The sequence below is a fragment of the Psychrobacter sp. JCM 18900 genome, assembly GCF_904846625.1.
Lineage (GTDB): Bacteria > Pseudomonadota > Gammaproteobacteria > Pseudomonadales > Moraxellaceae > Psychrobacter.
This window is the reverse complement of the sequence record NZ_CAJHBL010000002.1, coordinates 216,377-228,876: the sequence shown is the minus strand read 5'-3', so window position 1 is coordinate 228,876 and position 12,500 is coordinate 216,377. Positions and strand designations below refer to the sequence as shown.

Annotated in this window: 10 protein-coding genes; 9 read left to right on the top strand and 1 reads right to left on the bottom strand. The window is 42.9% G+C overall.

What is annotated here, in order from left to right; translation table 11 throughout:
- The first annotated feature begins 111 nt into the window (after positions 1-111).
- Together ccoG and JMX96_RS03925 are read left to right on the top strand one after the other, a co-directional pair.
- On the top strand, positions 112-1,521 hold the full coding sequence (gene ccoG, locus JMX96_RS03930; RefSeq protein WP_201567456.1) for a cytochrome c oxidase accessory protein CcoG: 1,410 nt from the start codon (positions 112-114) through the stop codon (positions 1,519-1,521).
- A 214-nt stretch (positions 1,522-1,735) separates the two neighbouring features.
- Positions 1,736-2,317, top strand: coding sequence for a FixH family protein (locus tag JMX96_RS03925; RefSeq protein WP_057760810.1), 582 nt, complete (start codon positions 1,736-1,738; stop codon positions 2,315-2,317).
- Positions 2,318-2,414: 97 nt separating this feature from the next.
- Here JMX96_RS03925 and ttcA read toward each other — a convergent pair whose 3' ends face one another.
- On the bottom strand, positions 2,415-3,437 hold the full coding sequence (gene ttcA, locus JMX96_RS03920) for a tRNA 2-thiocytidine(32) synthetase TtcA (protein WP_227676947.1): 1,023 nt from the start codon (positions 3,435-3,437) through the stop codon (positions 2,415-2,417).
- Positions 3,438-3,871: 434 nt separating this feature from the next.
- Here ttcA and queC point away from each other — a divergent pair, with 434 nt between their 5' ends.
- The 7 genes from queC to JMX96_RS03885 all read left to right on the top strand — a co-directional run bounded on the left by queC (position 3,872) and on the right by JMX96_RS03885 (position 12,286).
- A complete protein-coding gene (gene queC / locus JMX96_RS03915; protein WP_201567452.1) occupies positions 3,872-4,648 on the top strand; it encodes a 7-cyano-7-deazaguanine synthase QueC in 777 nt (258 codons plus the stop codon).
- 344 nt (positions 4,649-4,992) lie between these two features.
- A complete protein-coding gene (locus JMX96_RS03910; protein WP_057760815.1) occupies positions 4,993-5,322 on the top strand; it encodes a hypothetical protein in 330 nt (109 codons plus the stop codon).
- Between the two features lie 175 nt (positions 5,323-5,497).
- Positions 5,498-5,995 (top strand): peroxiredoxin, encoded by a 498-nt coding sequence (locus tag JMX96_RS03905; RefSeq protein ID WP_201567450.1) that lies wholly within the window; start codon positions 5,498-5,500, stop codon positions 5,993-5,995.
- A gap of 144 nt (positions 5,996-6,139) precedes the next feature.
- Positions 6,140-7,630 carry a dihydrolipoyl dehydrogenase gene (locus JMX96_RS03900; RefSeq protein ID WP_201567448.1) on the top strand — a complete coding sequence of 497 codons (1,491 nt, stop codon included), beginning with the start codon at positions 6,140-6,142 and terminating at the stop codon, positions 7,628-7,630.
- Positions 7,631-7,790: 160 nt separating this feature from the next.
- Entirely contained in the window at positions 7,791-8,975 is a 1,185-nt protein-coding gene (locus tag JMX96_RS03895; RefSeq protein WP_227673188.1) for a mechanosensitive ion channel family protein, read from the top strand.
- Between the two features lie 150 nt (positions 8,976-9,125).
- Positions 9,126-11,432: a bifunctional 23S rRNA (guanine(2069)-N(7))-methyltransferase RlmK/23S rRNA (guanine(2445)-N(2))-methyltransferase RlmL gene (rlmKL, locus tag JMX96_RS03890; RefSeq protein ID WP_201567444.1), complete on the top strand. Its 2,307-nt coding sequence runs from the start codon at positions 9,126-9,128 to the stop codon at positions 11,430-11,432.
- Positions 11,433-11,710: 278 nt separating this feature from the next.
- A complete protein-coding gene (locus JMX96_RS03885) occupies positions 11,711-12,286 on the top strand; it encodes a TerD family protein (protein ID WP_057760825.1) in 576 nt (191 codons plus the stop codon).
- Positions 12,287-12,500 lie beyond the last annotated feature (214 nt).

The following is a 12,500-nucleotide window of genomic DNA, read 5'->3' as shown; positions in this document are numbered from 1 at the left end:
TTTATCCGCTATTTACTGACATTGATAACATCATACACTCATATACCTCGACGCTAGAGGTGTTTGTTCATCATGCCAGCAGACTGATTCTTTTTTTAAAGAGGCACGTTTATGTCAGCACAACAATCCAATAAAATTCCTGTACAACAAGTCGATCTTGATGCAACCAAGCATCGTGTACACCCAAGGTTTGTCACAGGTTTTTATCAAAATATTCGTGTCATCACGATGTATGCTCTTTTGGCGGCTTTTTTACTTTTGCCATGGCTGCGCTATAATGATAGACAAGCGATATGGTTTGATGTGCCATCGCAGCATTACTATATTTTTGGCATGACGTTTTTGACGCAAGATTTTTATTTTATTGCTGCATTTGCCATTATTGCAGCGTTTACGCTGTTTATGGTGACGGTATATGCAGGACGCGTTTGGTGTGGTTACGCCTGTCCTCAAACGATATGGACCCATCTATACCAATATGTTGAAAAATGGGTGATTGGCGATCGTAATAAACGCATCAAGTTTGATAAAGCGCCATTAAGTGCGAGCAAAGTATTCAAACGCACGGTTGTGTATTCAATTTGGTTCTTGCTTTCTGTGATTACAGCAGCGACCTTTGTTAGTTATGTGGCGGGAACAGACTCTCTATATCATAGCTGGCAGTCAATAGGAATGATTCCGTTCCCTGATTGGCCAACGTGGGTATGGGTCTCAATGTTTATCTTTACCTTTGCTACTTATGCCAATGCAGGCTACATGCGTGAGCAGATGTGTGTACAGATTTGTCCTTATGGCCGCTTTCAGAGTGTGATGTTTGATAAAGACACATTGATCGTATCTTATGACTATGAACGCGGTGAGCCGCGCGGCGCTCGTAAAAAAGGCACAAATCCAGAGCACTTAGGCGACTGCATTGAATGTACCATGTGTGTGCAGGTCTGCCCTACTGGTATCGATATTCGTGATGGTCTGCAAGTTGCCTGTATTCAGTGTGCGGCTTGTATCGATGCCTGTAACGAAGTGATGGACAAGGTCGGCTATCCGCGTGGCCTGATTCGTTATACGACCGAACGTCAGCTGGCAGAAAAAGAGCCAAGCCGCGTACTGCGCCCACGACTATTTGCTTATTTGACATTATTAGCCGTACTATGTGGCGGTGTGATATATGCGTTAACCGATCGCGTGCCCTTGGAAATTGATATCCGCCGTGACCGCAATCAGTTATCGTCTATCAACAATCAAGGCATGATCGAAAACAGCTATATCGTCAAGCTAACCAATAAGACACAGGATGCTCATACCTATACGATAACGCTTGCACCGCAAAAAGGGCTGAGCTTAGAGCTACGCTTTAATGATGTACCATTAGAAGCGGGCGAAAGCTTTGATATGCCAGTCAGTATTTATGGTGATCCTGATGTGATAGAGTTTGGCCAAACGCCTGTCACGCTAAATGTGAGCAGCGAAAATGGTAAGTACAAGGTAAGTAAGCAAAATATCTTTACAACCCAAGGTCAGTAAATGATTAGCAGACCTATTGTTTAATTTCATGTATATCATTCGGTCGTCTGTAGTTAGGGCAAGTAGTTAAATGACTATTCTAGCTAAAGACTATCGAATAAATGTTTTACCATTAAACTGGTAGCGCTTAGCCGCCAAATTATCCGTTGATACCATTTGTAGATGTCTAATGAACAGCTATCTATTGAATGCGTATCTGATGCATAGGTATTTTATGTCTACTCCAGCACCGAACTTTAAACATCAAGATAAACAGCCATGGTATAAAAATTACATGGTCGTTATCTTTGTGATTGGCATGCCTGCTGCGGTCGTGATCGCTTGTATCTGGTTTGTTTATTACTCTTACCAGATCCGTGATAGCGTGGTACGTGACGACTGGTATATGGATGGCAAAACGCTCTATCACGATGTGTCTCGTGACAAGCTCACGTATGACTTAGACTTGCATGGACAAATGCAGTTTGCAGAAAATGGCGATATTGTGTTTTATCTTAACTACCCTGAGCAAAGCGTCCAGTCAGGCAAGCTGTTAAATGGTACTCCCCTTACCTATCCTGATACGTTAGAGCTTTCTATTTCTCATGCAACGGATATCAAAAAAGACCGCGACGTTGTCCTTAAGCATGTTGAGGGCAATAAATACAGCGCACAAGTCGATATCGATCCTGTAAAAGCCAAGTATTACCTACAGGTTAGCAACGACGGTAAAGATGATTGGCGTATGCAAGATGTCGCAAAACTGCCTCGTTCAAAGGTCAGCTTTGACCCGCTACCAGTTTTCGCTAAAAGTTAATGCTGTTAGTAGCATCCAGACATAAAAAAACCAGCCACTCGTCAGAGATCGGCTGGTTTTTTTTGAGCTATTTAATATCGTACTAATTTTTCAATTACTAAATCACAGGATTAATCGTTGGAATTTTCTGTGCTTTACGCTCGTTTTGCGCGGCTTTATCCGTCTCTGTCGAATAAGGCTTGTCACTAGCAAACTTAGGATTGAACGTTTGCGTCCTTGGCGATACAGGTAAACCAATCTCAGCCAAACTATCCATCTGCCCAGCTTGAATATTGTCGCCTTCAAATAAACGCTCATCATTATCACGATCAAGACTGAGTGTTTCAAAATCAAACAATTCACGATCAGCTAACTGTGATGGCGCTACGTTTTGCATTGCCTTAAAGATAGAAGCCAGACGCTGCGGGTGAGCGTCATCCCATTCACGCAGCATATCGTTGATGATGGCACGCTGTAGATTGGTTTGACTGCCACATAGGTTACAAGGAATGATTGGAAATTCCTTTAATTTGGCATATTCGATGATGTCTTTTTCTTCGACATAAGCCAATGGGCGAATCAGCATATTTTGCTTGTCATCGCTCAGCAGTTTGGGCGGCATGGATTTGAGCGCACCACCATGGAATAAGTTCAAAAAGAAGGTCGCCAGCATATCGTCACGATGATGGCCAAGGGCAATCTTAGTCGCGCCAATTTGTTTGGCAAAGCCATATAATGAACCGCGGCGCAGACGTGAGCACGCAGAGCAGTAAGTCTTGCCTTCTGGCACTACGCTTTTGACGATGCTATACGTGTCTTTTTCTAAAATATAGTGGGCGATGCCCTGCTCGTTTAGATACGCAGGTAAAATATCTTCTGGATAGCCTGGCTGCTTTTGGTTGAGATTGACCGCGACGATATCAAAATGAATCGGCGCAATGCGTTTTAGCAGCAATAAAATATCGAGTAAGGTATAACTGTCTTTACCACCCGAAACACAGACCATCACCACATCGCCATCTTCAATCATATTAAAATCGCGGATTGCCCAAGAAACTTGGCGACGCAGCTTCTTTTGTAGTTTACGAAAGTACGCTGATTCAGTAGGTGCTTGCGCATCGGCACACTGCTCGTCAATCATGTCCTCATCATTGCCATCTTCAGAGACGTCATCGTACTCTCTATTATCAGTATCGGTGTCCAAAGCCTGACTATCAAAGCTCGTTGCATCCGATACGTCATCAGCTTGAGAAGGAATATTTGGCGTAAATAAGGTTGCTGCGGTCATAAGTTACTCAATATCTTTATAAGGGTGATTTTACTATAAAGCGATTTGCGATAAAGCTTTTAAAGCATTATCACCGATGTCATGTGACTGATACTTTAAAAGCTGCGATTATAACAAATATTGCTAACAGATTGAAAAGATGACAGTAATACCTACTTTATTTTATTACGATGCTGTTTAAATTTGCTTTGGCAGCTTAGTGACGGGTGATTGGTCGCTTCGTGGTTCTGTAGTAGACGTATTTTTGCTAAAATAGCCGTTTTCGTAAACCAATAATAGATATCACTATGACTAACGTTACTTTGCAAGACACCCCCAATCAAGTATCAGATGCTGATTTAGCTGCTCTTACCAAAAGCCAAAATGCGGTTGTCCTTTTATCAGGCGGTCTCGATTCGGTGACTTGCTTATATTGGGCAAAAGCGCGCTATGCATCAGTGACAGCAGTCAGCTTTAACTATGGTCAGCGTCATAATAGTGAACTTGTGGCCGCAAAGACCATCGCTGAGACAGCAGGTGTCAATCATAGAATCATCGATATTGATATCGCACAACTGGGTGGTTCATCACTAACAGATCACAGCATGATTGTGCCAGACGGTGATTCGGATAAATTCCCTAGCAAAAAGCGCGATGAGATTGATAACGACGCTATTCCTAATACCTACGTGCCTGCGCGCAACACAATATTCTTATCATACGCGTTAGCAGTCGCCGAAGTCGCTGATGCCAACCATATCGTCATCGGTGTCAGCTCAGTTGACTATTCTGGCTATCCTGATTGTCGCCCAGAGTATATAGCTGCCTTTGAACATATGGCCAACCTTGCGACAAAAGCAGGCGTTACTGGTCATCGCTTATCGATTCAAACGCCATTGCAGCAATTGTCAAAGGCACAGACTATCGAGCTTGGTCTGTCACTAGGTGTCGATTACGGCCAGACGATTTCTTGTTATCGCGCAGATGCCAATGGTCTTGCTTGCGGTGTTTGTGATAGCTGTGCATTACGTCGTCAGGGCTTCGCCCAAGCTGGCGTCACTGACCCTACTCATTATCAGTCTTAATTAATTTTAGTCAGTCCTATATCAGTTATATACGGTATAAGGCGTGCTTAGTCCACTACTTGCAGTACGTCTACTTATCTCCCTTGTACCCAAATCATATAAGGCCGACTATGTATTAACGCTAAATGTTGCGTGGTATGATTATATGCATCAACATTCGCGCAACATTCGCTTGCATTAACACAGCACGTCGTTCTTGTATTCTAATCGACATACTTGCTATCGTATGAACGATTATATTTATCGAAAGATGTAACTGACGATATCGGTCACTCATATATTGATGAGTTGACTTTGCATTGAGCAAAAGATAAAAAATTGACGCTACCCGTAAGAGGAAATTTATGAAGTTGTTGCCAGTACTACCCCTAGCCTTAGCGGCCCTGTTTGCCATGCCACAAGCCAACGCTGCTGACATTAAGCAAGACAATATTAATTCATGTGTCAATGGCGCAGTCAAATACAAAGTCGCTGACAAAAGCAACGCAACCAAACTATGTAACTGTACTATTGGCGTGCGCAGCAACATGACTATCGGTCAAATGTGGGAAATCGAAAGCTACGCGCAAGATAAGAAAGACCCTTCTAATCTGCCATATGTGAAAGCGATGCAAAAAGATTTGCAGCAGTGCACCGTTGGCTTGGATTTGAAGAAGCCACAAAAACCTGCGTAACCTCTAATCGTTCGATATACAAAAGACTGGCCATTGCCAGTCTTTTTTGTTGCCAATGAATGGGCAAAGTGTAAAACTGATTATTTATTTCTACTAATCTGCCTATAATAAGAACACTATAAATAGAACCATCATTAAGCCAATACACATAACTAAAACTAATAAGGATTTTATAATGGCCAAGCCAACAACAGAAACCATTCGCCTACCTGATTTTCCAGTAACCATAGTACGCAAACTTGCTGGTAACTTTATTCATGATGAAATCAATTTAAAAGAAATGGTCGCCAATACTGATAAAGGCCTTATTCTCTATTTTTATCCCAAAGACAACACGCCAGGTTGCACCACACAGGCAACAGAGTTTACCTCGCACCTTCACGACTTCGATGAATTGGGCTACGACATTATTGGCGTCTCTCGTGACAGTGTTCAATCTCATGAAAAATTTATCGACAAATATGACTTACAGATTCCTCTCATCAGTGACGCTGATGAAAAGCTATGCCAGTATTTTGATGTTATCAAAGAAAAAAACATGTATGGCAAAGTTACGCTAGGCCTTGTACGTTCGGCATTTGTATTCAATAAAAACAGTGAACTGACTCATGCCCAGCGTAACCTACGTGCCAAAGACTACACCAGCCGCTTACTGACTATATTGGCGCCGTAATTACTGGTTTTGTAATTAAGTCAGTATTATTGATGTTGTAGTTAAATCAGTATTGATCATAAGAACGATAAAAACCGAATAGCAAATATAAGCCAAGCATTCAGTCTATTACTGAATATAACTTTGCCCCTATTAGAGAATAATATGAATAAACAATCTGACACGACCACCGACGATACGCCGAAAGAAGTCACACGTAAAGTATCTGTCGCTATTATTGGCGCGGGTACCGCAGGTCAAAACGCTTTTCGCCAAGCGAGTAAAATCAAAGATGACGTAGTCATTATTAATGAAGGGTTTTGGACCACGACCTGTATTGCGGTCGGCTGTATGCCTAGTAAGCTGTTAATTACAGCTGCTGATCGCGCACATGATGCCAACCATTCTGCTGAGTTTGGTATTCATGCGACCGCGCAAATTGATGGCAAACGAGTCATGGAGCGTGTGCGTGACGAACGCAGTCATTTTGCCAGCTATATTAAAAAGCAAGTAGACAGCTGGCCTGATCATAAGAAAATCGACGGTCGTGCTCGTATTAATGAGCAAGGGCTAATCGAGGTCAATGATGAGCTAATTGCTGCTGAGCAAATCATTGTCGCCACCGGTAGCTCGCCATTTATTCCTGATGGATGGGCGGACAAGCTTGGTGATACCATGCTAACGTCTGATAGTGTCTTTGAGCTTGAAGATTTGCCAAAGACTATGGCTGTCGTCGGTGCTGGTGCTATTGGTCTAGAGCTTGCACAAGCGTTTACACGCTTGGGTGTAGAAGTCACGCTGCTAAACCGTGCCAAACAAGTGGCTGGTCTAAAAGACGATGATATTAATAATAAAGCCATGGATTGCTTAAGTCATGAATTAACCATGCATCTAGGCAGCGAAATTACCGATGTAGGTACAACAGCAGATGACGGTAATAAAAATGCATTTATCGAGTATGAAGACAGCTCTGGTGAGTCTCAGCAATGGCAAGGCGAGTACGTATTAGTTGCTACTGGTCGTCGCAACAATATTAAGCAGCTAGGTGTTGAAAACTTAGGTGTCGAGCTAGACGATAAGAACCGCCCAAAAAACTTGAGTAAAAAAACAGGTCAGATTGGTGACTTAAACGTCTATATCGTTGGTGATGCCAATGCTAATATTCCGTTACTGCACGTGGCCAGCGATGAAGGCTATAGTGCGGGCAGTATGGTCTGCGAAAACACAGAAGCAGCCTATATTCGTCCACCTGCAACGCCGTTTTCTATCGTATTTTGCTCACCGCAAATCGTCAATGTTGGTATGTCGCTACCAGAGATTCAAAAAGATTCAGAACTCGAATTTGTTATCGGTAGTGTGAGCTTTGATAATCAAGGACGTAGCCGTGTGATGGGTGTCAATTGCGGATTGCTACATATCTATGGCTGCAAAAAGACAGACAGAATTTTAGGCGCCAGTATGGTCGGTCCTGATGCTGAATATATCGGTCATATACTTGCTACAGCGATTACCAATGATTTGAGCATCAAAGATATGCTCGACACCCCTTTTTATCATCCGACAATACTAGAGGGACTACGTACGGCGTTACGTGATGTGCAGTATAAAATGGAGATACCTTTCCAATCTCTAGATACCCAAAAGGATAATTCTTAATCGACCCTTTAGCTAAGTCCTCAAGTCAGCAATGCCTTTAAATTAATAGTAGCTAGTCTTAACCATTACTTTATTTGATTGCTTTGACGACTTGAGGTAATTTATAAATAGATATTCTTTTATAACTTTTTGTACAAACACATCCTGCATGGACGAAAAAATGCCAATCGCTAGTGTTACTGACTTTTTTGAAGAGATCATTCGCGACTTACATACTAGCCTATATCTTGCTCTCGGCGGCTCTATCGATGAAGAGTCACTTAATTGGTCCTCTCAGGCAGTAGAACTGGCGAGCACTGGCATCAAAATCCTAATACTGCTTGCGGTATTGGGATTTTTTTATTGGTTGGCCAATTATATCCTTAGACAAAGCCGTGCCAAAATTCGATTAAATGAGCGCCGCACCAAGATTGTACGTTCAGTTTTGCGCTATGTCTGGATTGTCGCCAGTCTGATAGCGATTATGAGTCAGATAAACTTTGAACCAGAGACCATCAAAGCCACCGCAAAGGCAAGCACTTGGGCAGGTATCTATTACGTACTTTGGGCATCATCAGGACAAATCATTCACAGAGTCCTACAGCATTATGGTCTCAATGCTTCCATAGAGCAGCTGCTCAAAAATATTTTATCTGTACTACTATTGGTACTCGGGCTTGCCAGCGTCATGGCTCAATTTGGCTTTGACATTGTATCGTTAGTGGCGGGTTTAGGTATTGTTGGTTTAGCGGTTGGTTTCGCCGCTCAGTCTACCCTTGCTAATTTTATCGCTGGTATCACCATTCTGCTTGAGCAGTCTTTTCAAGTCGGTGATTGGATTCATATCAATGACAATGAAGGGCGGGTGGTACTTATCGCGTTGCGCACCACTCATATTCTCACTCGAGACAATATTACTGTCATTATCCCAAATTCCAATGTTGCCTCATCAGAAGTCATCAACCTGACTTCCAAAAACTTTATCCGTTTTGATATTCGTGTACGTATCGCGTTCGAAGATGATATAGAAACGGCTCGCAAGGAAATATTGCAAGTACTCAGCGATACCGATGCGGTGCTTAATCGTCCTGAGACCTCAGCGACCGTAGCAGAAATCGGCGAGTACGGGGTGTTCTTTATCGTACGCTTTTGGGTCAAACCAGCAGCCGTTGCCCGCATCCCCAAAATTAAAGAAGTGCTGCAAGAAGAGATTAAAATCGCGTTTGACGCGGCTAATATCTCTACGCCCTATCCGCATATGCGCTTGCTGATGCCAAAAGATGTCGACTACCCTATTGCAACCAAACCCTTTGCAACCACCACTCAAATCGTCCCAGAGGAATTACCACTGACGAAAGGTGAGTAGAGAATTTGTTTTCCCGTATTTGACTATCACATCTTAAAATCTTAAACACGGCTACTTTGAACCATCCTACTGTGAATTATGGTAAAATTGCTGGTTACACCGATTATCTTATTATTTGCTTTTTTGTCAATTTAGCCCACAGGTACCCGTATGACCGAACAAACCGCGCCCGCATCTCTAACAGCAGCTTCACCAGAGTTGTCGCTTGATCTTATTATTACCTGTGCCGATGGGCTTGAGGCACCACTGCAGACTGAGCTAACCAGTTTTGGCATTGACAGCGAAATCAAAAGTACCGGCCGTCTAGCTGTCACTGGTGGCTTACGTGAGCTATATACTATTTGCCTATGGTCACGCGTGGCCTCGCGGGTATTGATGCTGATTAAACGTAAAAACATCAATGCAGAATACGACGTTGCGGAGCAGCTATACGGCTTGGCAAAATCGGTCAATTGGACTGAGCAGTTTAGCCTAGAGCAAACCTTTGCTATCCGTCTGTCTGTCGATAAGCGTGTCGCTGTCAGTCAGCAGTTTGCGATGCTACGTATCAAAGATGCGATTGCCGATACCTTTAACGAAGTTTACGACAGCCGTCCTAACGTCGATAGTAAAAACCCAGACTTCTCGGTTTTTGCCACTATCAATGATAAGCAAGCCGAGCTATATCTAGATTTATCTGGTACCAGTTTGCATCGCCGCGGTTACCGTGTGGCCATGACAGAAGCACCACTGAAAGAAAACTTGGCAGCCGCCCTGCTCTATAGCGCTGGTTGGCACAAGAAAAACGAAGCTGGCGACGCACCTTTCTATAATGCGTTAATCGATCCAATGTGCGGCTCTGGAACGTTCCTTATTGAAGCGCTATTGATGCATTGTGACTATGCTGTGGGTATCGACAAAGCTGCCAATCAATTTGGTTTTTACCAGTGGCAGCATCATAATGAGACGCTATGGCAAGAGATGATTGATGATGCTCAAACGCGTTTCCGCGAAGCATTAGAGATTGCCAACGAGCAGCCTGATACGTTGCCACTTATGCTGGGCTTTGATGCTGATAGTGGTGCGATCCTCGCCACAGAAAAAAACTTAATTGCCGCAGGTCTACAAGACCTTTTACCGTTACTCGATATTGAGCATCGTGCGCTTGACCAACTTAGTAACGTGCTCAAGCCATTAGTCAATGATGGTCGATTGAGCAATCCTTTGGTCATTACCAACCCACCGTATGGTGAGCGTTTGGGTGATGAAGAAATGATTAAGCCGTTGTATCAAGCGATTGGGCTGATATTGCAAGACAGCTTTGCCGGTAGTGGCATTGACCCGATGCTTGGCATATTGGCCTCTCATGTCGAACAAGTAGATATTCTACCGATTAAAGAACCAAAAACCTTACGCTGTCATAATGGTGCTATTACCGTCTATTTCCGCTACGGAACGCTTATCGCTGGACAAACGGGTAATCTTGTTAGTCGTTTTGAGAAACGCGAGATTGAAGTAGAAGATGGTCAAGACTTTATTAATCGTCTGCAAAAAAACCTTGCTAAGCTTAAGAAACTGGCCAAAAAAGACAACGTAAGCAATATTCGTGTTTACGATGCTGATTTACCTGATTTTAAAGTCGCGATCGACTTGTACGGTGATTATGCGCATGTGCAAGAATATGCACCACCAAAGACTATCCCACCTGAGACTGCGAAAAAGCGCTTTAACTTGGCGTTAATGGGTATCCGTGAAGTCTTTGATATTAACCGTGAACAGATCTTTATCAAAACGCGTGCCCGTCAGTCTGGCAACGATCAGTACAGCAAGCAGAACACCACAGAAAAACGTGGTAAGTTCCATGTTGCGCGCGAAGATGGTGCCTATCTGTATGTCAACTTTACAGATTATTTAGATACTGGTCTGTTTATCGATCACCGTAATATGCGTGCTCGTATCAAGGACAACAGCCGCGGTAAAGCCGTACTTAACTTGTTCGCTTATACTTGTACTGCAAGTGTGCATGCAGCGCTTGCTGGTGCGAAAAAAGTCACTAGCGTCGATTTGTCACAGAACTATCTAGATTGGGGCAAACAAAACTTTGTCTTGAACGGTTTGGACGTTAGCCGCAATAAATACCAATTCGTTGCTGCCGATATCTTTGAGTGGATTAAAGACAATACCGAACAGTTCGATGTTATCTTTATTGATCCACCGACCTTCTCAAACTCTAAAAAATTCCAAGGTACTTTTGATGTGCAACGTGATCATGCTGCATTGATTAATCGTGCCATGAACCGCCTCACCTCTGATGGTGTCTTGTACTTTTCTAACAACTTTACGCGTTTTGAGTTAGATGAGCAGTTGACTCAGCGTTATGACATCATTGATATCACGCAAAAAACCATTGGCTTTGATTTCAATATCAAAAAACCGATTCATCAAAGCTTTGAGATTCGTCATCGTCAAAGTCTATAACTCGAAGTTTTAGATTTACAGTTTAGAATCTAAAGTCCGTAAATAGGATTTTGATAAATAAAACTATAGATTTATAGTGGCAGTATAAGTACCTGAAACTTCTGTTTTTTGCCGAATGTATATGAAATATAACAATGGCCCAATCAGCTTTGATTGGGCCATTTTTTGTTGCTATGATAGAGCGTTACTAGGCGATGGATTTGCGCAGTTATTGCGTAAGCATCGCCTTTTTTCGATGCCCTCATAAACCACTAACGTCTAATAAAAAGGATAACACCATGGCTTTATCACTTAATAAAGGCGGTAATTTATCGCTAACGAAAACTGACCCAAATTTAACCAAGCTACTTATTGGTCTTGGTTGGGATGAGCGTGCCACTTCTGGTGCTGAGTTCGATCTGGATGCTAGCGTATTTCTGCTAAATGGCGCAGGCAAAGTGCGCGGCGATCATGACTTTATCTTTTACAATCAGCTGAAGTCTGACAATGGCGCTGTCGAGCATACTGGTGACAACCGTACTGGCGAAGGCGACGGTGATGATGAAGTTATCAAAGTCAACCTCACTCAAGTACCTGCAGACGTAGATAAAGTAGTCGTGACAGTGACTATTCATGACGCTGCAGCGCGTAGCCAGAACTTTGGTCAAGTCGCCAACGCCTTTATCCGTGTCGTTAATGAAGAAACAGGTACTGAAGTCGTACGTTTTGATTTAGCAGAAGACTACTCTGTAGAGACAGCAATGGTGTTTGGCGAAGTATATCGTCACAACGGCGAATGGAAATTCCGTGCTGTTGGTCAAGGCTATTCAGGCGGCTTGCAAGCGATGTGTCAGCAATACGGTGTCGATATCTAAAACTATTATTTACTGGTATTTAGTCTGTTATTAGTCACCGTCATCACGTCCAAAATAGCAAACCGCCATCGTTGCAAATAGTCACAATTTTTAATGGCCAAATCACTAGTAATGCTTTACGTTTCGTTTAAAATTATGCATAAAAAGTGGTTAGTAATAACCGCTTTTTTGCGGTTCATGCCTATACTAGGTAGACCTTAGCTTTACGCAACCA